The following is a 23,578-nucleotide window of genomic DNA, read 5'->3' on the forward strand; positions in this document are numbered from 1 at the left end:
GTCACGCACCAGCCGCTTTTTTTCATTTTTCAACCCATAACACCATGACACAACTTGCACCCTCTACCCATATTCCCCGCTGGCAGTTTTGGATTGACCGTGGGGGCACATTCACCGACATCGTGGCCAAGCGGCCCGATGGATCGCTCACCACCCACAAGCTGTTGTCCGAGAACCCCGAGCAGTACAAGGATGCCGCTGTGGCGGGAATCCGCCACCTGCTGGGCCTGAAGCCCGGCGAGCCCGTGACCCCCGCGCTGGTGGAATGCGTGAAGATGGGCACTACGGTGGCCACCAACGCACTGCTGGAGCGCAAGGGTGAACCCACGCTGCTGGTCACCACACGCGGCTTTCGCGATGCGCTGCGCATTGCCTACCAGAACCGCCCACGCCTGTTTGACCGCCACATCCAGCTGCCCGAGCTGCTTTACACCGAAGTGATCGAGGCCCGCGAACGCATGGGTGCCCATGGCGATGTGTTGCAGAACCTTGACGAAGCCACCCTGCGGGGTGACCTGCTGGCGGCGTACGGGCGCGGGCTGCGCAGCGTGGCCATTGTGTTCATGCACGGCTACCGCTACACGCAGCACGAGCAGGCAGCAAAGCGTATTACCAAGGAGGTGGGCTTCACGCAGATCAGTGCCTCGCATGAAACCAGCCCCATGATGAAGTTCGTGAGCCGGGGCGACACCACGGTGGTGGATGCCTACCTCTCTCCCATCCTGCGCCGCTACGTGGAGCAGGTGGCCAGCGAGATGCCGGGCGTCAAGCTGTTCTTCATGCAGTCCTCCGGTGGTCTTACCGATGCAGGCACCTTCCAGGGCAAGGACGCGATCCTCTCCGGCCCCGCAGGCGGCATTGTGGGCATGGCGCGCACGGCGGGCCTGGCCGGGCACGAGAAGGTCATTGGTTTTGACATGGGCGGAACGTCCACCGATGTGAGCCACTACGCCGGTGCGTTCGAGCGCGAGTTTGAGACCCACGTGGCCGGTGTGCGCATGCGCGCCCCCATGATGAGCATCCACACGGTGGCGGCTGGCGGTGGCTCGGTGCTGGCCTACGACGGTGCCCGTTTTCGCGTCGGCCCTGAGAGCGCAGGCGCCAATCCAGGCCCGGTGAGCTACCGCCGCGGCGGCCCGCTGGCTGTGACCGATGCCAACGTGATGGTCGGCAAGGTGCAGCCCCGTTACTTCCCCAGTGTGTTCGGCCCCGCAGCCAACGAAACGCTGGACGCCGATGCGGTGCGCGCGCGATTTGAAGAAATTGCTGCCCAGACCCAGCGCAGGCCCGAAGAAGTGGCCGAAGGCTTCATCCAGATTGCCGTGCAGCAGATGGCGAACGCCATCAAGAAGATCAGCGTGGCACGCGGCTACGACGTGACGCGCTACACCCTGCAGTGTTTTGGTGGCGCCGGTGGGCAGCATGCCTGCCTGGTGGCGGATGCGCTGGGCATGTCGCGCGTATTTGTACACCCGTTGGCTGGGGTGCTCAGCGCCTACGGCATGGGCCTTGCCGACCAGACCGTGATCCGCGAGCAGGCGGTGGAGATGCCGCTGGCGGCTGAATCCCTGCCACTGATCGCTGAGCGCCTGGATACGCTGGGTTCTGCCGCGCAGGCCGAGCTGGAGCGCCAACAGGTCAGTGCGAACCCGGTGCAGGTGCGCCACAACGTGCATGTGCGCTACGAGGGCACCGACTCGGCCCTGGTGGTGCCTTTTGGCGACATGGCCAGCATCCAGACGGCCTTTGAGGCCGCCTACCGCCAGCGTTTTGCGTTCCTCATGGCGGGCAAGGGCCTGGTGGTGGAGGCTGTGTCGGTCGAAGCCATGATTGCAGGCGACGCTCCCGCCGAGCCGCGCCTGCCCGTGCACCCGCACCGCAAGCACCCGCAGCGCGAGATGGTGAAGATGTACTCGGGCGGCGCATGGCACGACGCTGCCTTGGTAGTGCGCGAGGACCTGCACCCCGGCGACGTGATCCCCGGCCCGGCCATCATTGCTGAGAAGAACACCACCACCGTGGTGGAGCCCGGCTGGTCTGCGCGCCTGACCGACCTGGACCACCTGGTGCTGGACCGCGTGACGGCCCGCAAGGTGCAGTACGCCGCGGGCACCACGGTGGACCCGGTGCTGCTGGAGGTGTTCAACAACCTGTTCATGAACATCGCCGAGCAGATGGGGCTGCAGCTGCAGAACACGGCGTATTCGGTCAACATCAAGGAGCGTCTGGACTTCAGCTGTGCGCTGTTCGACGCGGCCGGCAACCTGATCGCCAATGCACCCCACATGCCCGTGCACCTTGGGTCAATGGGCGAGAGCATCAAGACCGTGATCCGCGAGAACGCGGGCAAGATGCACCCGGGCGACGTGTACATGCTCAACGACCCGTACCACGGTGGCACCCACCTGCCCGATGTGACAGTGATCACCCCGGTGTATGTGGCCGAGGGCAACGAGCCCACGTTTTATGTGGGAAGCCGGGGCCACCATGCGGACATTGGCGGTACCACGCCAGGGTCCATGCCACCGTTCTCCACGCGCATTGATGAAGAAGGCGTGCAGATCAACAACGTGAAGCTGGTGGACCGGGGCATCTTTCTGGAAGAGGAGGTGCGCACCCTGCTGGCCACGGGCGGCGGCACCACGCCATACCCCAGCCGCAACCCGCAGCAAAACCTGGCCGACCTGCGCGCACAGATCGCTGCGAACGAGAAGGGCGTGCAAGAGCTGTCGAAGATGGTGGACCAGTTTGGCCTGGATGTCGTGCAGGCCTACATGCGCCATGTGCAGGACAACGCCGAAGAGTCCGTGCGCCGTGTGATCACGCAGCTCAAGGACGGTAGCTTCACCCTGCCGCTCGACAACGGCGCGCAGATCAGCGTGTCGGTCAAGGTCAATGTGGCCGAGCGCAGTGCGGTCATCGACTTTGCAGGCACCAGCCCGCAGCAGATGAACAACTTCAACGCCCCGCGTGCTGTGTGCATGGCGGCGGTGCTGTATGTGTTCCGCACGCTGGTGGATGATGACATTCCGCTCAATGCCGGGTGCCTCAAGCCCCTGCAGGTGATCATTCCGCAAGGCTCCATGCTCAACCCCAATCCGCCGGCTTCGGTGGTGGCGGGCAATGTGGAGACCTCCACCTGCATCACGAACGCGCTGTTTGGCGCATTGGGCGCGATGGCTGGCAGCCAGCCCACCATGAACAACTTCACCTTTGGCAATGCGCAGTACCAGTACTACGAAACCATTGCTGGCGGCAGCGGTGCTGGCGCGGTGCTGGACGCCTCGGGCCAGGTCGTGCGTGGCTTTGACGGCACCAGCGTGGTCCAGACCCACATGACCAACTCGCGCCTGACCGACCCCGAGGTGCTGGAGTTCCGCTTCCCGGTGGTCCTCGACAGCTATGAGATCCAGCGCGGGTCCGGCGGCGCGGGCCGCTGGGCGGGCGGCGATGGTGGCGTGCGGCGCGTGCGTTTTCTGGAGGCGATGACGGCCAGCATCCTGTCCAACGGGCGCTTGAACCCTGCGTTTGGCATGGCTGGCGGCCAGCCCGGCAAGCCTGGCGCCAACCGCGTGCTGCGCGTCAACGGCCAGGTGGAGGAACTGGGCCACATCGGTGCGGCGCTGATGGAGCCCGGAGATGTGTTTGAGATCGCAACCCCAGGCGGTGGCGGCTTTGGTGAATGCGTCACGTCATGACGCGATAGGCAACTGCCCCCTGTGGGGCATGTGCTGTGCGCATCGAACCTGCGGGTCGCAATGGGTACAGCGCCTGCCGTCTCAGGCCCCCGCACGGTGTGGGAAACGAACCAGGAGAACGCTCATGAACTATTTGCCAGCCACTTCCGGGGCGCCTGGTGGCGCTGCTTTCCGTGCCGCACCTGCAGAGGCGGAGTGGAGCCGCGCCGCGTCAGATAAGGCCACCCAGGGCGTATCACCTGCGCGGCGCAGCCGCACGCTGAGCGTGGGGCAAAAGCTGGCGGCCAGCTTTGGCATCCTGGGCTTTGCGGTGGCGCTGCTGGGGGCCACCACCTGGCTGACAGGCCAGGACACGAGCCGCCAGGCCACATTGTTGACCACGGAGCAACTGCCCATCGAACGCACCGTGCGCGACTGGAAAACCCAGTCGGTCTATATCGGCCAGATTGCGTTGCGCGCCACGCTCTCGTCCGACGTGTTCCCCCTGGTGGCCGAAATGCGCAACCAGATCGCCGCCGAAGACGCAATGCGCAAGCGCATCGACGAGGCATTGGCGCAGGTGTCTTCCAGCGAGAGCGCCAGGCCCCTGTGGGCGCAGGCCCAGGCCGAACGCCAGAAATATGCAGTGCTGCGGGACGCGCTGGTGCAAAACGCCCTGGAAGCCAAGATCATCAGCCAGAAAGAGCTGCAGGAACACGCAGCAGCGTTGACCCAATACCTGCGGTCCATCGACCAGTTGCTCGCAGCTTCCGAGCAGTCATCTCTGAAGGCGGGGGACAGCATGATTGCCGATGCATCCCGTGCGCAATGGATCAGTGCCGTGGCGGTGCTGGTGGTGGTGGCGTTGTCGGCGCTGTTTGGCTGGCTGCTGCGGCGCTCCATCGTGCTGCCGCTGCGCCAGGCCTCCGAGGCGGCCGCTGTGGTGGCGCGGGGCGACCTCACGGTGCGCATGCAAACCCAGCGCACCGACGAGATCGGCCAGTTGCTCACCGCGCTGGACAAGATGGTCGAGTCGCTGCACTACGTGGTGACCGAGGTGCGCGACTCGGGCGAATCCATCCATGTGGCCAGCTCCGAAGTGGCCGCGGGCAATACCGACCTGAGCATGCGCACCGAGCACGCGGCCAGCAACCTGCAGCAGACGGCGGCCAGCATTGCCCAGTTGGCGCAGATGGTGGCCGCCAATGCCGACAGCACGCGCCAGGCCAACGCGCTGGCGCTCAACGCCACCGAGGTGGCCAGCAAGGGGGGCGAAGTGGTCAACCAGGTGGTCAAGACCATGGAAGAGATCAATGCCAGCAGCAAGAAGATCGCCGACATCGTGGGCATCATCGACGGCATTGCTTTCCAGACCAACATCCTCGCGCTCAATGCGGCTGTGGAGGCGGCCCGTGCGGGCGAGCAAGGGCGTGGCTTTGCCGTGGTGGCCAGCGAGGTACGCGGCTTGGCCGGGCGCAGTGCCAACGCGGCGCGCGAGATCAAGGCGCTGATCTCCACCAGCGTGGACAAGGTCAGTGACGGCGCCCGGCTGGTGGTCACCGCAGGCTCCACGATGGGCGACATCGTGCAAAGCGTGGAGCGTGTGACCACGCTGATGGCCGAGATCAACGAGGCCAGCAGCGAGCAGAGCACACAGATCGGCCAGGTGAGCCAGGCAGTGGACCAGCTCGACCACATGACGCAGCAAAACGCCGCGCTGGTGGAGCAGGGCGCCGCAGCAGCCCAGAGCCTCAAGGACCAGGCCAACCGGCTGGCGGGTGCGATGGGACAGTTTCAGCTCACGCGCGCCGCCGCGTGACGGGCGTTGCGCTGTAGATCAGCGCTGATCTCCATAAAAAAGGGCCTGCAGTGCAGGCCCTTCAAGCGCAAGGTGCTATGAATTTTGACGGTGCTTACATGCCCGCGTAGTTCGGGCCACCGCCGCCTTCCGGCGTGACCCACACGATGTTCTGCGTGGGGTCCTTGATGTCGCAGGTCTTGCAGTGCACGCAGTTCTGCGCATTGATCTGCAGGCGCTGGGCATCACCGCCCTTGGTCGTGTCGGGCACAAACTCGTACACGCCCGCCGGGCAATAGCGCGCCTCGGGGCCGGCGTATTTGGCCAGGTTGATGTTGACCGGCACGCTCGGGTCCTTGAGCGTGAGGTGGGCGGGCTGGTTCTCTTCGTGGTTCGTGTTGCTGATGAACACGCTGGAGAGGCGGTCAAACGTGAGCTTGCCATCGGGCTTGGGGTAGACGATGGGCTTGCACTCGGCCGCAGGCTTCAGGTACGCGTGGTCGGGCTTGTCGCGGTGCAGCGTCCAGGGGATGTGGCCGCGCAGCACGAACTGCTCGAAACCGTTCATCAGCGTGGCCGTCGTCAGGCCGTACTTGAACCAGTTCTTGAAGTTGCGGTCCTTGTTCAGCTCGGTGTGCAGCCAGCTCTTTTCGAAGGCTTCGGGGTAGGCGGTCAGCTCGTCGTGCTGGCGGCCTGCCACCACGGCGTCATAGGCGGCTTCGGCGGCCAGCATGCCGGTCTTGATGGCGGCGTGGCTGCCCTTGATGCGGCCGACGTTCAGGTAGCCGGCATTGCAGCCCACCAGGGCGCCGCCTGGGAAGACGGTCTTGGGCAGGGCGTTGATGCCGCTGGCGTTGATGGCACGTGCACCGTAAGACAGGCGCTTGGCCGTGATCTCGCCCTTCTCGTTTTCGAAGTAGTAGCGGACGTTGGGGTGCGTCTTCCAGCGCTGGAACTCCTCGAACGGGCTCAGGTAGGGGTTGGCATAACCCAGCCCCGTGACGAAGCCCAGTGCCACCTTGTTGCCCTCCTGGTGGTACAGGAAGGCGCCGCCGTAGGTGTCGTTCTCCATGGGCCAGCCAGCGGTGTGCATTACAAAGCCGGGCTGGTGCTTCTTGGGGTCGATCTCCCACAGTTCCTTCACGCCAATGCCGAAGCTCTGCGGGTCGCGGTCCTTGTCGAGGTGGAACTTGGCGATCAGCTGCTTGCCCAGGTGGCCGCGTGCGCCTTCGGCAAACACGGTGTACTTGCCCAGCAGCTCCATGCCGAGCTGGAAGTTCTCGGTGGGCTCGCCGTCCTTGCCAATGCCCATGTTGCCCGTGGCCACGCCCTTGACGGAGCCGTTGTCGTTGTAGAGCACTTCAGCGGCCGTAAAGCCGGGGAAGATTTCCACGCCCAGGGCTTCGGCCTGTTCGCCCAGCCATTTGGTCAGGTTGCCCAGGCTGATGATGTAGTTGCCGTGGTTGTGGGCAAACGGCGGCAGGAACATGTTGGGCACGCGAAAGCCCGACTTTTCGCTCAGGAAGATATAGGCGTCGTCGGTGACGGGCTGGTTCAGGGGCGCGCCGCGCTTTTTCCAGTCGGGGATCAGCTCGGTGAGGGCCTTGGGGTCCATGATGGCACCCGACAGGATGTGCGCACCGGGCTCAGACCCTTTTTCGAGCACCACCACCGAGACGTCCTGGCCTTTTTCGGCCGCCAGTTGCTTCAGGCGGATCGCAGTGGCAAGGCCGCCAGGGCCGCCGCCAACGACCACCACGTCGTATTCCATGGATTCGCGGGGGCCGTATTGGGCGAGGATTTCTTCGTTGGTCATGGGCTTCTCGTCGGGCGTTTGATAATGGATTATTTTCTACAGAGCGCCGACCGCGCCCTGTCTGTCTGGCGACTGATTGTATTCACGGAATATAGACAATCGAACGACCGTTCTATTTTGATCAGTAGGGAGACTCTAAATGGCATATAGCATCGACTTGTCCGGCCGCGTGGCCTTCATCACGGGCGCCTCTAGCGGCTTGGGCGCGCAGTTTGCCCGCACCCTGGCCCGCGCTGGTGCAGGCGTCGTGCTGGCCAGCCGCCGGGTGGAAAAACTCAAGGAGCTGCGCGCGCGCATCGAAGGCGAGGGCGGTGACGCCCATGTGATCGAGCTGGACGTGACCGACCACGACTCCATCAAGTCCGCCGTGGCCCATGCCGAGACCGAAATGGGCTCCATCGACATCCTGGTGAACAACTCGGGCGTGAGCACCACGCAGCGCATCCAGGACGTGACGCCCGAGGACTATGACTTCATCTTCGATACCAACGTGAAGGGCGCCTTCTTTGTGGCGCAAGAGGTGGGCAAGCGCATGCTGGCCCGCTCCCGCGGTGCAGCGCCGGGCAGCTTCACCGGCGGTCGCATCATCAATATCGCGTCGATGGCGGGCCTCAAGGTGCTGCCGCAGATCGGTGTCTATTGCATGAGCAAGGCCGCCGTGGTGCAGATGACCCGGGCGATGGCACTGGAGTGGGGCCGGTTCGGCATCAACGTGAACGCCATTTGCCCTGGCTACATCGACACAGAAATCAACCACCACCACTGGCAGACCGAGCAGGGCAAAAAGCTCATGGACATGCTGCCGCGCAAGCGCGTGGGCCAGCCGCAGGACCTGGATGCGCTGCTGGTGATGCTGGCCAGCGACCAAAGCCATTTTGTGAACGGCGCGGTGATCGCAGCCGACGACGGCTTCGCGGTCTGATCCCTGGGGCACGAGCGGGTATGAAGATCGAAATCCCTGAGGTCAAGAAGCTGGTCTTTGAGATGCGGTTCCCGGTGCGCTGGGGCGACATGGATGCGATGGGCCATGTCAACAACACCGTGTACTTCCGGTACCTGGAAACCGCGCGCATTGAGTGGATGGTGTCGGTGGGCTGCAACCCCGACCCGCGCGGACAGGGGCCCGTCGTCGTCAATGCGTTCTGCAATTTCTACAAGCAGCTCGAATACCCGGCCGACGTGTTGCTCAAGCTCTACGTGAGCGACCCGGGCCGCACCACGTTCGAGACCTGGGGCACGATGGAGCGCGTGGGCCAGCCAGGCGTGATATGCGCAGCGGGCGGAGCTACGACGATCTGGGTGGACTTTCCGCAGCAGAAGGCGGCGCCGCTGCCCGACTGGATGCGGACGCTGGTGACGGCCAGCTGACCGTCCGTCCCGTCACTTGAGCCCTATGGCGGGGGGGAGGCTCATTTTTGGACTATTCGGCTGGAAGTGCTCGTGGTATATGCATTGGTTGCTATAAAAAGGATAGTAATTGGGCGATTTGCACCAGTGATTTGACGGCACGGTGGAAGGCAAGCCTCTGCCCGCACCCAGCACCCGTGCCACTTCTTCCCTCTGCTGGTGGCCCTGCGTTAGCCAGTGAATACGGCCCCACTGGCACCGAGGCGCGGAGCACTGTGCCCATACCGCCGATCCCATACCGCGCCTTCTCATTCAACCCCCCCCCCGTTCTTTTTGTTACCTGTTAGGATGACTTCGGCAACGATAGAAGAAAACGAATAGAGCCGGGGAGGGGATTTTCAACACCGCACCGACGTGCTGCTTTGTGCTTTCTGAATGAATTCAACCATCCCAGCAAGCGCGGCTGCCAGCAGCATCAACAAGGTGACCAATCTGGTCATCGTGTCGGTTCTCTTCATGTTTGGCCTGTACGCCTTTGACGAATGGGGGCAGGTCAAGGACCGTGAAGAGGAGCACATGCAGTCCAACCTGGTGCTGCTTACGCGGACGCTGGACACCTTCTTTCTTTCCAAGCGCGCGGGCATGCTGAGCCTGGCTGAGACCATTGCGATTTCACCCGGGGGGATCGACAACCTGACGCAGGTGCAGCAGTTGTTGGTGGACTACCTCAAGTACCGCCCCGAAGTCAGCCAGACCTACGTGAGCGACATGAACGGCCAATTACTGGCCTCGTCGCACACGCCCAGCTTGCAGGGCCTCCCCAGTCTGGCTGCTCAACCCAGCTTTCAGGATTTTGCGCACGATGCCCCGGACCTGCGCGATATCTACCTGGGGCGGCCGCAGCGCGATGCGCTGAACAAGGACTGGGTTTTCACCCTGCGCTATGTGCTGCGGGATCAAAAAGGCCAGGCGCAGGCCGTGTTGACCGATGTATTCCCTGTGGATTTTCTGGAGTCGCTCTGGAAAGACGCGCCGCTGGTGCAGCAGCTCACCGTGGGCGTGCTGCGTGACGATGGCTACCTGATGACCCGCTTTCCGGTGCCCGCCGCAGTCACCAAGGACGAGGTATACGGCACGCGCCGTGCCGGGGCGTTGATCCGGTATCTCACGCAACAACAGTTTCCTGTGCAAGGGCGGGTGGAAGGGCCCAACGCGCTGCTCAACGGCCAGAACTTCGTGAACCTTTTTCACCGGCTCGAAAAACTTCCAGTGACGGTGTTTGTGGGCCAGTCCGAGCGCCGGTTCTGGCAGGTATGGGCCCGCAGCATCGACACTCCACTGGCGCTGACGGCCCTGCTGCTGGCGTTCATCAAGTTTGTGTCGCTGCGCCTGGCGCGCCGCGAGAGCGAAAGTGCGCAGCAAAGGCTGGTGGTGGAACAAGTGCTGCGCGACAGTGAAACCGAGCAGCGGTCGCTCATCGACAACCTGATGACGGGCCTGGTGATCCACGATGCGACGGGTGCGGTGGTGCGGTGCAACGCCGAGGCCAGCAACCTCCTGGGGCTGAGCTTTGAGCAGATGACCGGCAAGCAGCTGATTGACCCGGCCTGGTCCTTCCTGAACGAGGAAGGCCAGACCATGCCGGTGTCTGACTACCCCGCCTCACGCGTGGTTGCCACCCGCGAACCGGTCAACGGCATCGTGGTGGGCATTGTTCGCTCCAAAGACGCCGACATCTGCTGGGTGCTGTGCCGTGCCGACCCCTGGTTCACGCCGGTGGGAGCGCTCGACAAGATCGTGGTGACCTTTGTCGATATCACCATGCGGCGCAAGCTGACATCGCAGCTGCAGGACCGCGAACTCAAGTTCCAGGCGCTGTTTGACAACAGCATGGACGCCGTGTTGCTGACCTCTCCCGATGGCGCCGTGCTGGCCGTGAACCAGGCGGCTTGCCGACTGTTTGACCTGAGCGAGGCACAAATCATCGCCCGGGGGCGCACGGGGCTGGCCGACCCTGCCGACCCCCGGTTGCAGGAGCTGCTGGTACAGCGCCAGCAGAGGGGGCAGGCCGCCGGCCTGCTGACCATGGTCCGGGGTGATGGCAGCCACTTCACCGCCGAGATCAGCTCCAGCATCTATGGGGACAGTGAAGGCCGCCAATACAGCAGCATGATCGTTCGCGACATCACGGAGCGCCTGCGCAGCCAGGCCGAGCTGGAGGCTGCCAATGCGCAGATGCGCCGCATCAACGAGCAGCTGGCCGAGGTGGCGCACTTTGACATGCTGACGCACCTGCCCAACCGCGTTCTGCTCGCCGACCGGCTTCAGCAGGCCATGGCGCACTGTGTGCGTCGCAACAAGTCGCTGGCGGTGGCGTTTCTGGATCTGGATGGCTTCAAGGACATCAACGACCGGTATGGGCATGCGGCGGGCGACGAGTTTCTGGTGGCGATTGCCAAGCGTCTGCGGTCTGCGCTGCGCGATGGCGACACGCTGGCGCGCATTGGTGGGGACGAGTTTGTGGCCGTCATGACCGACCTGACAGCCGAGCAGGACTGCGAGCCCCTGCTGTTGCGGCTGTTGCAGGTGGCGGCCGAGCCGTTGCAGGTAAGCGGGCAATCCCTGCAGGTGTCTGCCAGCATCGGCGTCACCATCTACCCGCAGGATGGTTCCAGTTCAGAGCAGCTCATCCGCCATGCCGACCAGGCCATGTACCTGGCCAAGCAGGCGGGCAAGAATCGGTTCCACCTGTTTGATGTGGCCAGCGATGCAGCCATCCGGATCAAGCGCGAAAGCCTGGAGCAGATTGCCACCGCCATCGCTCAGCGGGAGCTGGTGCTGTACTACCAGCCCCAGGTCAACATGCAGACAGGTGAGGTGGTGGGCATGGAGGCGCTGGTCCGTTGGTTGCATCCGCAGCGAGGCCTGCTGGCCCCGAGCCAGTTCCTGCCGGTGATTGAAGACCACGACATGGCGATTGCGATTGGCGAGCGGGTGCTGGACATGGCCCTATCGCAAATGGCGCAGTGGCTGGCGGTGGGGCTGCGCATGCCGGTCAGCGTCAACGTGTTCTCCAAGCAGCTCCAGCAAGAGGACTTTGTGCACAAGCTGCGCCAGGCACTGGCCGCGCATCCCTCGGTGCCTTCGTCGGCGCTGGAGCTGGAGATTGTGGAGACCAGCGCGTTGCAGGACATGGCCCAGGTGTCTGGCCTGATGCACGCATGCGCCGAACTGGGCGTGCGGTTTGCTCTGGACGATTTTGGGACCGGTTATTCGTCGCTGACCTACCTGAAAAAGCTGCCTGCAGAGCTGCTCAAGATCGACCAGAGCTTTGTGCGCGACATGCTCGAAGACCGCGACGACCTGGCCATTGTGCAGGGTGTGGTGGGCCTGTCCAAAGCGTTCAACCGCAAGGTGATTGCCGAAGGTGTGGAGACCGTGGACCACGGCCGCACGCTGCTGGCCATGGGCTGTGTGCTGGGCCAGGGCTATGGCATTGCGCGGCCCATGCCCGCGCAGCAGGTGCCTGGCTGGCTGGACCAGTGGCAGGCGCAGCAGCCCTGGGTGCGCGAGACTGATGCAGACTTGCCGGACTGAGGTCCTGAGGTCCTGAGGTCCTGAGGTCCTGAGGTCCTGAGGTCCTGAGGTCCTGAGGTCATGCCGGGCATCGCGCGGGTATCGGTCCGTTGAGTCGCAGTGGGACGACCTTTATCGTGAGGGCAGGGCAACACATTGCGCCAGAGGCATGCCCTGTGCCTCTGAGGCGCCCAGCAGCAAAAGGCGCTGCAGCTCTGGCAAATACCGGATGGCTGTCTGCGGTGCGCTGTAGCCGTTGCTGTTGTTCAGGCGTTCTTGCATGCGCAGCACAAGACGGCTGGGTAGGTGTTCGATGCTGAGGGTGCGCACGCCCGTGTAGAACGTGGTGTCTATGGTGCCTTCGGTGCCGAAAAAGCCGCCACCCACGCGCGCCGCGCGGCGCCGGCCATCGAAGGTCGTGGTGATGCGCAGTTTGTCGTCACGGCTGGTACAGCTCCCCTCGAAGGCGGCAGCGCACTCCATGGGCAGCGGATTCTGTTGCACCAGCACTGCCTGCACGGACGGGGTGTGCAGCAGTGCGGGGGGCACGGGCTCCAGGCGTACGCAATCGGCGGTGGGTACGACCTGCCACGCCGTAGCGCCCGGCGAGTCAGGGATTTGCAGGCGCGAGCCTGCAACACCCGCACCGAGGTAGTAAGTGGGCGCCGCCCCCGTGCTGGATTCTTCGCGGAAGAGCGAGGCGGACCGCAACGGCGACAGCGCGCCAGCGGGCACGGCCACAGTCAAAGGGTGAAAGGGCAGCGTGCCCTCCGGTGGCCCAAACCCTGCGGCCTGTACCGCAGGGGCGGCCAGCACCCAAAGCCAGATCGTTCGTGCGGAGCGCATGGTTTGGATCAGGCTGCAGGCTTGGCCTTGGGCACACGGCCCATCAGATAGAACTCTGGGTTGGGCTGCATGCCCGTAAAGCTGGCCATGCGGTTGGACAGGCCAAAGAATGCCGTGATGGCGGCGATGTCCCAGATGTCCTCGTCATCGAAACCATGGGGGTGCAGGGCCTCGAAATCCGTGTCGTCGATCTCGTGGGCGTTCTGGCACACCTTCATGGCGAAGTCGAGCATGGCCCGCTCCCGGGGGCTGATGTCCGCCTTGCGGTAGTTCACCGCCACCTGGTCGGCGATGAGCGGCTTCTTCTCGTAGATGCGCAGGATCGCGCCATGCGCCACCACGCAATACAGGCACTGATTGGCCGCGCTGGTGGTGGTGACGATCATCTCGCGCTCGCCCTTGGTCAGGCTGCCTTCTTCCTTGAGCATGAGCGCGTCGTGGTACGCAAAGAATGCACGCCATTCCGCTGGCCGGCGGGCAAACGCGAGGAACACGTTGGGGATGAATCCCGCCTTCTCCTGCACTTCAAGAATCCGCGCGCGGATGTCCTCGGGCAGGGTGTTCAGGTCAGGGAAGGGGTAGCGGCTCACGGCAGTCTCCTCGGTTTTTGTGTGGGGTGGATAACGGATGCAAGTATCAGGGATGCCATTGCGTCGCCCGCACGGGGGCATGGGCCGGCGCGGCCGAACTGCCAGCCAGCGCGTAGGACAACTGTGTCGCTGCAGCGACCACGGTGTGCGCCAGCGCTTCGAGCTTTTCGGCGGGCAAACGCGAGGCCGGGCCTGAGATGCACACCGAGCCCATGAGCCGCCAGTGCATGCCAAATACCGGCGCCGACACGGTGGCCACGCCCTGTTCCCGTTCACCAATGGACCAGTGGTAGCCCTTCTTGCGGATCTCCTCATAGGCCTTGCCCGGCTCGCCCGAAAACGCCAGGATCACGCGGCCCGGCGATCCCTTGTCCAGCGGCAGTCCTTCGCCCATGCGGGCGTGGTGGCGCAGCGCCTGCGGGCCTTCCACGCGCACGAGGCAGGTGCGTACATTGCCTTCACGCACATAAAACGCAGCGCTTTCGCCGGTGGCAAGGGTCAGCTCACGCAGCGCGGGCTCCAGCACGTTCTGCACGTCAAAGCCTGCCTGGTAGCGCGCACCCAGCCAGCCTGCGGCCGGGCCCAGGCGCCAGTCGCCGTCTTCGCGCTGCACCATGAACCCGGACTGCGCCAGCGTGCGGGCCAGGCGCAGCACTGTGGTCTTGTGAAGGCTGCAGCGGCGGCTCAGCTCTGCCAGAGACAGGCTGGATTCGCCCAGCGCAAAGGCCTCCAGCACCTGCAGCGCACGCGTCACGGCGATCACGCCACCGGTGTCCTTGGTCGCCGCATAGGTCGGCCCGTCTGCGCTTTCATCGGCCCCGGCAGTGGTGGCATTTGGCTGGGTGGCCTTGCGCGGGGCAGGGCGCACAGGCGAGGAGGGTGGGTTGCTCATGGCGCAATTCGTTTCATTGTGTGCAACTGCATTGTATGGGTTGAAACGCGTGCGTACATTCGCACACCACGGCGCCAGGCCCGAACAGGCCCTTGCAGACCGGCGTGACGAACCACCATAACGGAGACAAATCCATGACCGCTTTTTCATCGCTTTCACGTTCTTTGAGTGCGCGCCTGTGCGCCGCTTTCCTGGGCCTTGCGGCCGTGGCCGTGCCCCACGGCGCTGCGCAGGCTCAGACGGCTTACCCCGCCAAGGCCATCCGCCTGATTGTTCCGTTCCCCCCCGGCGGTGGCACCGACATGATCGCCCGCGCCGTGGCGCAGAAGATGGCCGACCAGAACAAGTGGAGCGTGATCGTGGACAACCGCCCCGGCGCCGGTGGCAACCTGGGGGTGGACGCTGTGGCCAAGGCCGACCCGGACGGCTACACACTGGTGATGGGGCAGACCAGCAACCTCGCCATCAACCCCACGCTGTACAAGAAGCTGCCCTACGACCCGCTCAAGGACCTGGCGCCGGTGGCGCTGGTGTCGTCCTCGCCCATCGTGATGGTGGTGCCAGTCAATTCGCGCTTCAAGACCTTTGCCGATGTGGTGGCTGCCTCCAAGGGCAAGCCTGATGCCCTGACGCTGGGCTATTCGGGCAACGGCACCGTGGCCCATCTGGCCGGGGAGCTGGCAGAGAACGCTGCTGGCATCCAGTTGCGCCACATCCCTTACAAGGGCGCGGCCCAGGCCATGACGGACCTGATGGGCGGGCAGATTGATCTGTACATGTCGTCCGTGCCCACGCTGCTGGGCCATGTGCGCAATGGCAAGCTCAAGGTCATTGCCATCACCTCGGCCCAGCGCTCGGCGCAGCTGCCGGATGTGCCCACGCTGGCGGAGTCCGGGTTCAAGGGCTTTGAGGCCGTGACCTGGTTCGGTGTGCTGGCCCCTGCGGGCACGCCCGCGGCCATCGTGGCGCAGCTGAACAAGGCCGTGAACCAGGCCCTCAAGCAACCGGACGTGGCGGACAAGCTGCGCTCCGAAGGCGGCGACATCCTCGGGGGCACGTCCGAGCAGTTTGCGGCACTGCTGCGCACCGAAGTGCCCCGCTGGTCCAAGATCGTGAAGGACTCTGGCGCCAGCCTGGACTGATCGAGCCGCCACGTTCATCCCCCGCTGACTGCCCATCGCCATGACCCGCGATCGTCTTGTCACGCCCGTACCGTTCTCTCTGGGAACGACGGCGCCCCGTACCGCACTGCCTGCGGCGGCGTGCGACTGCCACGTGCATGTGTACGACCAGCGCTTTCCTGCTGCGCCCGGCGCCAGGCTGTTGCCGCCCGATGCGTCGGCCAGCGACTACCGCGCGCTGCAGCAGCGCCTGGGCACCGAGCGCGCGGTGCTGGTCACGCCATCCACCTACGGTGCGGACAACCGCTGCATGCTGCAGGGACTCGCTGCGTTGGGTGGACAGGCCCGGGGCGTGGCCGTGATCGACGGCCGCGAGAGCGACGCACAGTTGCAAACCCTTCACGACGCAGGCGTGCGCGGTGTGCGGCTCAACCTGTCGCTGGGCGTCACCGGCTCAGTGGACTCCATCCTTCCCCTTGCCCGGCGCATTGCGCCCTGGGGCTGGCACCTGCAACTGCTGATGGCTCCCGACATGCTGGCCAGCTTGGGAGATGTATTGCGCGGCGTACCTGTGCCCCTGGTGTTTGACCACCTGGGTCGCGTTGCACTCGAGCAGGCAGGAAAGCATCCTGCCCACGCACTGTTGCTGCAACTGCTGGGCAAGGGCCGGGCCTGGGTCAAGCTCTCGGGCGGTTACATCGTCAGTGCCACCCATGCGGTGGATGACCCCGCGCTCGACGCGCTGGCCACCAGCTACCTGCGTGCGGCACCAGAGCGCGTGCTGTGGGGCAGCGACTGGCCCCACGCCACCGCCAGCGCTGGCCTGCACCCCTTGCCCGACGACGCATTGCAGATCGACACCCTGGCACGCTGGTGCGATCAAGCCGGTGCCGATGCGCTGCGCCGCGTACTGGTCACCAACCCCGCCGAACTCTACGGCTTTGCGCCGGTATCGACTTCTTCAACCCCTATCCCTGTCTGAGGGCCTTGCACCATGACCTCTTTGGCATCCCATCTTTCCGCGCACGGCGTGCAGCGCCGCCATTTGCTGACCACCCTGGCCTTGGCCGGCGCGGGGTTGCCTGCATGGGCGCAAACCGATTGGCCTGCGGGCAAGCTCATCACCTGGGTGGTGCCTTACCCCGCCGGTGGCAGCACCGACGTGCTGGGCCGCAACATCGCCCTCAAGCTGGGTGCAGCCCTGTCCACCAACGTCATCGTGGACAACAAGGCCGGGGCTACGGGCACCATCGGCGCAGCCTATGTGGCCAAGGCGGCACCCGACGGTCTCACGCTGCTGGGCACGTCCATCGGCCCGCAGGCGATTGCGCCGCACCTGATGGCCAAGCTGCCCTATGACCACATCACGGCGTTTGAGCCCGTGATCACCGTAGGCACCATCCCGCACATGCTGGTGGTGGGCGTGAACCAGCCGTTCAAAACGGTGGCTGATTTGCTGACCGCTGCCAAGGCCCAGCCCGGCAAGCTGGCGTTTGCCTCGGGCGGCAACGGCACCATCCTGCACATGCAGGGCGAGTTGCTGGCGCAGCAAACCGGTGCGCGCTTCATCCATGTGCCCTACAAGGGCGACACCCCCGCGCTGCAAGACACACTGGCCGAGCAGGTGCAGTTCATGTTTGCCCCCGTTGCCGCTGCCCTGCCGCATGTGCAGTCGGGCAAGTTGCGCGCCCTGGCCGTCACGTCGGCCCAGCGCCTCAAAGCCCTGCCTGCCGTGCCCACCATGGGCGAAGCGGGGCTCAAAGACTTTGTGGTGGAGCAGTGGCAGGCCGTGTTTGCGCCAGCCAAGACACCCGCCCCCATCGTGCAGCGCCTGAACCGCGAAATTGCCGGCGCGCTGAAAGACCCGGCCCTTGTGGCCCTGGCCGACAAGCTGGGCGTGACGCTGGTGGGTGGCTCGCCCCAGCAGTTGGGCGACCTGCAAAAGGCTGACTCCGCCAAGTGGGCCAAGGTGATCAAAGAAGGCGGCATCAAAGCCGACTGACCACCGCAGTTCTCTTATTTCCTTTCTTCATTCCATCGTTCAACCGGACCATCCCTATGAGCCAACTCCCTGAAATCATCCGCACCATTGACCGCGTCAGCGCCGACGTCGTCGCCAAAGCCTCCACCTTCCAAGCCGCCATCCTGGCCGACGTGGCGGGCCGCCGCGGCACCATGCATGGCCGCGTCGCTCCTGTGCACCAGAACATGAAGGTGGCAGGCCCCGCCTTCACGGTGGAAGTGCGCCCCGGTGACAACCTCATGATCCACGCCGCCATCGCCCTGGCACAGCCGGGCGATGTGCTGGTGATTGACGGCAAGGGCGACCAGACCGCCGCGCTGATGGGCACGCTGATGCTCAGCGCCTGCAAGAAGCGTGGCCTGGCGGGCGTGATCGTGGACGCCGCCATCCGCGACAAGCTGGAAATTCTGGAGTTGGACTTCCCCGTGTTCAGCGCGGGCTTCAACCCTGCAGGGCCGACCAAGTACGTGCCCGGCCGCATTAACCACCCCATCAGCGCCGGTGGCGCGGTGGTGAACCCCGGTGACCTGGTGGTGGGCGATGCCGATGGCGTGGTCGTCATCGAGCGCGAAAAAGCCCCCGCCATGCTGGCCCTGGCCGACAAGAAGGTGGCCGACGAAGCCGCCCGCATCGAAGCCATTGCCCGTGGCGACACCGCATCGAAATGGCTGCCTGCAGCCCTGCGCGCTGCGGGTGTTTTGAAGGAAGGGGAATCGCTGTGAGCAACGCTACCCACCCCGTCATCATCGTGACCGGCGCCGACCTGGCGCAACAAGCCCTCGACCTGCTCACAGGCTACGAGATCGTCTACGCAGGCAAGACGCCGACGGAAGAGGACATGGTGGCCCTGTGCGGTGCGCACAACCCCGTGGCCATCATCGTGCGCTACGGCAAGGTGGGCGCTGCGGTGATGGACGCGGCCCCCGCGCTCAAGGTCATCTCCAAGCACGGCAGCGGCACCGACACCATCGACAAGGTGGCTGCCAAAGCCCGTGGCATTGAGGTGGTGGCCGCCGTGGGCGCCAACGCCGCCGCCGTGGCCGAGCAGGCCCTGGCCCTGCTGCTGGCCTGCGCCAAATCGGTGGTGGCATTGGATGCGCGCATGCACGCTGGCCACTGGGACAAGGCCACGCACAAGAGCCTGGAGCTGGGTGGCCGCACGGTGGGCCTGGTGGGCCTGGGCGCCATCGGTCTGCGTTTTGCCAAGATGGCCGACGCCCTGGGCATGCGCGTGATCGGCTTCGATCCGTTTGCCAAGAACCTGCCCGCCTATGTGCAGGCAGTGGACCTGGAGACGATCTGGCGCGAATCGGATGCCATCTCGTTGCACTGCCCGCTGACCGACGAAAACCGCAACCTGCTGAACGCCACCACGCTGGCGCAATGCAAGCGCGGCGTGATTGTGGTGAACACCGCACGCGGCGGCCTGATCGACGAGGCCGCACTGCTGGCTGCCGTGCGCTCGGGCCAGGTCATGGCGGCCGGGCTCGACAGCTTTGCGGTCGAGCCCATGACGGCGGGCCACCCCTTCCAGGGCGAGCCGCGCTTCATCCTCAGCCCCCACATCGGCGGCGTGACGAGCGATGCCTACGTGAACATGGGCGTGGGCGCGGCGAAGAACCTGCTGGCCGTGCTGGCACGTGCACCGCATGCAGTAGCCGTCGTCTGAGCGCCGGCCTGCCCCAAGAACATGGCCGGGCAGGGTGCCCGGCTGCACAGGAGACAACAGACCATGGCACGCAATTTCAAGAAAAATAGGCCTCTTGCGCTAGTCAATCATGCGCTGGCAGCTATTGTTTTAGTAGCGTCTGGCGCCGCCTGCGCGCAAACGGGCGCAGCAGCCTATCCGACCAAGCCCGTGAAGCTGGTGGTGGGCTTTGCCGCCGGTGGCCCCACCGACGTGGTGGCGCGCGCCTTTGCCGACCACGCCAGCAAGGCGCTGGGCCAGCCCTTCATCATTGACAACAAGCCGGGCGCGGGCACCATCATTGCTGCCCAGGCCGTGGCCAGCGCCCCGGCCGATGGCTACACGCTGCTGTTCGGCGCCACCAACCACACCATGATTCCGGCGCTGTGCCAGGGCCGCGTCAAGTTCGATGCGGTGAAGTCCTTCCGCCCCCTGTGCACGGTGGCCAGCAGCCCCACGGTGCTGGTGGTGGCCCCCAGCCTGCCGGTCAAGACACTGGCCGATTACCAAGCCAAGGCCCGCGCCGAGCCCGGCCGCGTGACAGCAGGCACGGCCGGGGTGGGCAGCTCGGGCCACTCTGCCACCGAGATCTTTGCCCGCGCCCAGGGCCTGCAGCTCAACCACGTGCCCTACAAGGGCGCGGCGCCCGTGGTGACCGACCTGATGGGCGGCCAGCTCGACAGCTCGTTTGCCACGCTGGGTTCGGTGCTGCCGCAGATCAAGAGCGGCAAGCTGCGCGCGCTGGCCGTGGGCGCGCCCCAGCGCTCGGCCCTGGTGCCCGAGGTGCCCACGTTTGCCGAGGCAGGAGGTGGCAACTACGCTGCCGACGTGTGGTACGGCGTGCTGGCCCCCGCAGGCTTGCCCGAGCCCATCGCCCAGGCGCTGGAGCGCACGGCCGCTGACTTTGCCAAGAGCGAATCGGCCGCTGAAAAGCTGCGCGGCCTGGGGATGGATGCCGAATCGGTGTGTGGCAATACCTTTGCGACCCGTGTGGCCCGCGAAGCTGCGACGTATAGCCAGATTGCCAAAGCGCTCGATCTCAAAGCAGATTGACTCGGACAACCCCCTGAGGCGCGTTGCGCCTTCCCCCTTCTCTCGCTTTGCGATGCAAAGCGGGAAGGGGGACGCAGCCGGTGCTGCGGGGCGGCCCTAGCACGGCTGCCCGCGCACGCACCGTGCGACGTGAAACACCGCTACCGCCTTCCTTCTCTTGTTGATTGAATGCTACCCAAGGAGACCCCCATGTTCCGCTTCCTCAAACCCCTGATCGCTGCCTGCGCCCTGGCCGCTGGCGTGGCCCACGCCGCCTTCCCTGAGCGGCCCATCACCATCGTCGTGCCCTACGCCCCCGGCGGCGCGGCCGATGCCGTGGCCCGTGTGGTGGCCACCCGCCTGGGCGCCAAGCTCGGCGGCAGCGTGATCGTGGACAACAAGGCCGGTGCCAGCGGCACCATCGGCGCCAGCTTTGTGGCCAAGGCCCCGGCAGATGGCTACACCATGTTGTACGACGCCACGCCGTATTCCATCAACCCGCACCTGTTCCCCAAGATGCCGTATGCCGCCAACGCACTGCAGCCGCTGTCGCTGGTGCTGCTGGCGCCCAACGTGCTCATCGTGAAGGCCGATGCACCCTACAAAAACGTGGGCGAGCTGATCGCCAAGGCCAAGGCGCAGCCGGGCAAGATCAACTTTGCCTCGGGCGGCAGCGGCACGGTGCAGCGCCTGGCGGCGGAGCTGATGGCCCAGAAGCTGGGCCTCGATATGGTGCACGTGCCCTACAAGAGCGGCGGCCCGGCCATCACTGATGTGATGGCTGGCCAGGTGGACTTCATGTTCGGCACCGTGGCCGCCACCTACCCGCATGTGGCGGGTGGCAAGCTGCGCGCGCTGGCCGTTTCGGCCCCTGAGCGTTCCAAGCGCCTGCCCGATGTGCCCACGGTGGCCGAGGCGGCCATCCCCGGTTATGAGGCCTATGAGTGGAACGGCGTGTTCCTGCCAGCGGGCGTGCCTGCCGACGTGGCCACCAAACTGCAGCAGGCCCTGCAAGAGGTGCTGAAAGAAGACGAAGTGAAGCAGCGCCTGGCCGACCTGGGCGCCCAGCCCATCGGTTCGACGCCCGCAGACTTTGCCGCCTTCCTGAAGAAGGAAGACGCGAAGTGGGGCGAGGTGGTGAAGAAGGGCAATATCAAGCTGGATTGAGCGATGCCTTTGCCAGCGCTGACCACCCCCGTGCCCCACTCCGTGGGCCTGAACCGCCCGCAGCGCCAGCTGCCGCCCGGCGCGTGCGACAGCCACATGCACATCTTTGACCCGCGCTTTGCGCCGTCAGCCCATTGGCCGCGCACGCCGCCGGTGGCGCCCGTGGTGGTGTACCGGCAGCTGCAGGCCCGCCTGGGCACCACGCGCACGGTGGTGGTCACGCCCTCCACCTACGGTACCGACAACGCCTGCACGCTGGATGCGCTGGACCAACTGGGCATGGATTCCCGAGGCGTGGCTGTGGTGGGCGAGGACGTGAGCGCCGACGAGCTGAGCCACCTGGCCGCACGCCGTGTGCGCGGGCTGCGGGTCAATTTCGTCTCGCCCCAATCGTGGGGCACCACCACGCCCGCCATGCTTTCCACCCTGGCCCGCAAGGTGGCCGAGCACCCGGCCTGCGCGGGCTGGCATATCCAGGTCTTTGCGCACCCTGAGCAACTCATCGCGCTCGCGCCCCAGTTGCATGCGCTGCCTGTGCCCCTGGTCATCGACCACCTGGGCCGCATCGATCCCGCCGAAGGCCCGGCCGCAGAGGCCTACGGCGTGGTGCGCGGCTTGCTCGATGGTGGCAACACCTGGGTCAAGCTCTCGGGCGCCTACATGCGCTCAGCCGTGCATGGCCCCAGCTACGCCGACACCCTGCCGCTGGGCCAGGCCCTGGTGCAGGCCGCGCCAGAGCGCCTGGTGTGGGGCAGCGACTGGCCGCACACCACCGAGACGCCTGGCACCGTAAACGACGCCGATCTGGTGGACCTGCTGCAGTCCTGGGCTGGCAGCGACGCGGCCATGGACCGCATCCTGGTCGACAACCCGGCGCGGCTGTATGGTTTCGATACCGCTCCCGCCGCCTGAACGAATTGGAAAGACCCGCCATGTTTTTGTTGCAAGCCCCTGAGGTCCGCGATCTCGACCTGTTCACCACCATGCCCGAGCACTTTCGCCGCCGCGAGCGCAGCGACTGGGCTGACGCCAACCGGGGCGGCACCATCACCGATTCGTTTCTGGAAGGCCCGGTGTTCGACGACGCAGGCAACCTCTACGTCAGCGACATCCCCTGGGGCCGGGTCTTTCGCATCAACCCGCAGGGCGACTGGGCGCTGGTGGCCGAGTACGACGGCGAGCCCAACGGCCTGAAGTTCTTGAAGCCCGGCACGCTGCTCATCACCGACTACAAAAACGGCCTGATGCAACTGGATGTAGCCACGGGTGCGGTCACCCCGTACCTGCAGCGCCGCAACAGCGAGCGCTTCAAGGGTGTGAACGACCTGATCTTTGACGCCGAAGGCAACCTCTACTTCACCGACCAGGGCCAAAGCGGCCTGCACGACCCGAGTGGCCGCCTGTACCGCCTGCGGCCCAATGGTCAGCTCGACTTGCTGCTGCACAACGTGCCCAGCCCCAACGGCGTGGCCCTGTCGCCCGACGGCCGTGTGCTGTATCTCGCCGTGACGCGCGGCAACTGCGTGTGGCGCGTGCCGCTGCTGCCCGATGGCAGCGTGGCCAAGGTCAGCCAGTTCTTCACCTCGTATGGCCCCAGCGGCCCCGACGGCCTGGCCGTGGATGCCGAGGGTCACCTACTGGTGGCCAACCCGGGCCTGGGCTATGTGTGGGTGCTCAACCACCGGGCCGAGCCCGTGCAGGTGCTGCGCGGCGTACCGGGCAGCTCCACCACCAACCTGGCGTTTGGCGGGGCAGGGCGTACCACGGTGTATGTCACCGACTCTACCCATGGGCGCATCCTGAGGGCTGACATGGGTGCACCTGGGCTGCCGCTGGCGCGTTCGCGTTGACGCTGCCCCAGCCTCAACTTGTCTGGGTATCGCAACGAAATCAATGAAAGGATGATGATCTATTGATATTGGCTATTAATGGGATTCAATCGATTCAATTTACCTGTCATCGTTTGCTTCCTACCATCTGCCCTGTCGATACGTTTTGCCGACGCG

Annotated in this window: 18 protein-coding genes; 14 read left to right on the forward strand and 4 right to left on the reverse strand. The window is 65.2% G+C overall.

What is annotated here, in order from left to right; all coding sequences use genetic code 11:
- The first annotated feature begins 44 nt into the window (after positions 1-44).
- Positions 45-3,698 (forward strand): hydantoinase B/oxoprolinase family protein, encoded by a 3,654-nt coding sequence (locus C8C95_RS19795; protein WP_116749692.1) that lies wholly within the window; start codon positions 45-47, stop codon positions 3,696-3,698.
- 124 nt (positions 3,699-3,822) lie between these two features.
- Positions 3,823-5,496, forward strand: a complete 1,674-nt coding sequence (locus C8C95_RS19800) for a methyl-accepting chemotaxis protein (RefSeq protein ID WP_116749693.1) — start codon at positions 3,823-3,825, stop codon at positions 5,494-5,496.
- 94 nt (positions 5,497-5,590) lie between these two features.
- Here the strand turns inward: C8C95_RS19800 and C8C95_RS19805 are convergent, their stop codons facing one another.
- Complete coding sequence (locus tag C8C95_RS19805; protein ID WP_116749694.1) at positions 5,591-7,291, reverse strand: electron transfer flavoprotein-ubiquinone oxidoreductase; 1,701 nt, start codon at positions 7,289-7,291, stop codon at positions 5,591-5,593.
- A 139-nt stretch (positions 7,292-7,430) separates the two neighbouring features.
- Between C8C95_RS19805 and C8C95_RS19810 the strand changes: the two genes are divergently transcribed.
- From C8C95_RS19810 to C8C95_RS19820, 3 genes are all read left to right on the forward strand, one after another.
- The gene (locus C8C95_RS19810; protein WP_116749695.1) at positions 7,431-8,213 is read left to right on the forward strand and encodes an SDR family oxidoreductase; all 783 of its coding nucleotides are present in this window, start codon (positions 7,431-7,433) and stop codon (positions 8,211-8,213) included.
- 20 nt (positions 8,214-8,233) lie between these two features.
- The gene (locus tag C8C95_RS19815) at positions 8,234-8,659 is read left to right on the forward strand and encodes an acyl-CoA thioesterase (protein ID WP_116749696.1); all 426 of its coding nucleotides are present in this window, start codon (positions 8,234-8,236) and stop codon (positions 8,657-8,659) included.
- Between the two features lie 414 nt (positions 8,660-9,073).
- Positions 9,074-12,235, forward strand: a complete 3,162-nt coding sequence (locus tag C8C95_RS19820; protein ID WP_116749697.1) for an EAL domain-containing protein — start codon at positions 9,074-9,076, stop codon at positions 12,233-12,235.
- 111 nt (positions 12,236-12,346) lie between these two features.
- Here the strand turns inward: C8C95_RS19820 and C8C95_RS19825 are convergent, their stop codons facing one another.
- From C8C95_RS19825 to C8C95_RS19835, 3 genes are read right to left on the reverse strand one after another with little or no spacing between them, the layout of a single operon-like run.
- Positions 12,347-13,060: a hypothetical protein gene (locus C8C95_RS19825; protein WP_116749698.1), complete on the reverse strand. Its 714-nt coding sequence runs from the start codon at positions 13,058-13,060 to the stop codon at positions 12,347-12,349.
- An 8-nt stretch (positions 13,061-13,068) separates the two neighbouring features.
- Positions 13,069-13,650, reverse strand: coding sequence for a peroxidase-related enzyme (locus C8C95_RS19830; RefSeq protein ID WP_116749699.1), 582 nt, complete (start codon positions 13,648-13,650; stop codon positions 13,069-13,071).
- Between the two features lie 46 nt (positions 13,651-13,696).
- Complete coding sequence (locus C8C95_RS19835) at positions 13,697-14,542, reverse strand: IclR family transcriptional regulator (RefSeq protein WP_243415730.1); 846 nt, start codon at positions 14,540-14,542, stop codon at positions 13,697-13,699.
- A 134-nt stretch (positions 14,543-14,676) separates the two neighbouring features.
- On the opposite strand from C8C95_RS19835, the gene C8C95_RS19840 reads away from it, so the two are divergent.
- The 9 genes from C8C95_RS19840 (at position 14,677) to C8C95_RS19880 (ending at position 23,422) form a co-directional block, all read left to right on the forward strand.
- The gene (locus tag C8C95_RS19840; RefSeq protein ID WP_116749700.1) at positions 14,677-15,684 is read left to right on the forward strand and encodes a tripartite tricarboxylate transporter substrate binding protein; all 1,008 of its coding nucleotides are present in this window, start codon (positions 14,677-14,679) and stop codon (positions 15,682-15,684) included.
- Positions 15,685-15,724: 40 nt separating this feature from the next.
- Entirely contained in the window at positions 15,725-16,645 is a 921-nt protein-coding gene (locus tag C8C95_RS19845; RefSeq protein WP_116749701.1) for an amidohydrolase family protein, read from the forward strand.
- A 12-nt stretch (positions 16,646-16,657) separates the two neighbouring features.
- On the forward strand, positions 16,658-17,665 hold the full coding sequence (locus C8C95_RS19850; protein ID WP_116749702.1) for a tripartite tricarboxylate transporter substrate binding protein: 1,008 nt from the start codon (positions 16,658-16,660) through the stop codon (positions 17,663-17,665).
- Between the two features lie 56 nt (positions 17,666-17,721).
- On the forward strand, positions 17,722-18,408 hold the full coding sequence (locus tag C8C95_RS19855) for an RraA family protein (protein ID WP_116749703.1): 687 nt from the start codon (positions 17,722-17,724) through the stop codon (positions 18,406-18,408).
- Positions 18,405-19,355, forward strand: a complete 951-nt coding sequence (locus C8C95_RS19860) for an NAD(P)-dependent oxidoreductase (protein WP_207780624.1) — start codon at positions 18,405-18,407, stop codon at positions 19,353-19,355. The genes C8C95_RS19855 and C8C95_RS19860 overlap by 4 nt, the downstream gene beginning before the upstream one ends.
- A gap of 63 nt (positions 19,356-19,418) precedes the next feature.
- On the forward strand, positions 19,419-20,426 hold the full coding sequence (locus tag C8C95_RS19865; protein WP_116749704.1) for a tripartite tricarboxylate transporter substrate binding protein: 1,008 nt from the start codon (positions 19,419-19,421) through the stop codon (positions 20,424-20,426).
- 189 nt (positions 20,427-20,615) lie between these two features.
- Positions 20,616-21,572 (forward strand): tripartite tricarboxylate transporter substrate binding protein, encoded by a 957-nt coding sequence (locus C8C95_RS19870; RefSeq protein WP_108499564.1) that lies wholly within the window; start codon positions 20,616-20,618, stop codon positions 21,570-21,572.
- Positions 21,573-21,575: 3 nt separating this feature from the next.
- A complete protein-coding gene (locus tag C8C95_RS19875; protein WP_116749705.1) occupies positions 21,576-22,484 on the forward strand; it encodes an amidohydrolase family protein in 909 nt (302 codons plus the stop codon).
- Positions 22,485-22,504: 20 nt separating this feature from the next.
- The gene (locus C8C95_RS19880) at positions 22,505-23,422 is read left to right on the forward strand and encodes an SMP-30/gluconolactonase/LRE family protein (protein ID WP_116749706.1); all 918 of its coding nucleotides are present in this window, start codon (positions 22,505-22,507) and stop codon (positions 23,420-23,422) included.
- Positions 23,423-23,578 lie beyond the last annotated feature (156 nt).

This window comes from Acidovorax sp. 99, assembly GCF_003096455.1.
Lineage (GTDB): Bacteria > Pseudomonadota > Gammaproteobacteria > Burkholderiales > Burkholderiaceae_C > Acidovorax > Acidovorax delafieldii.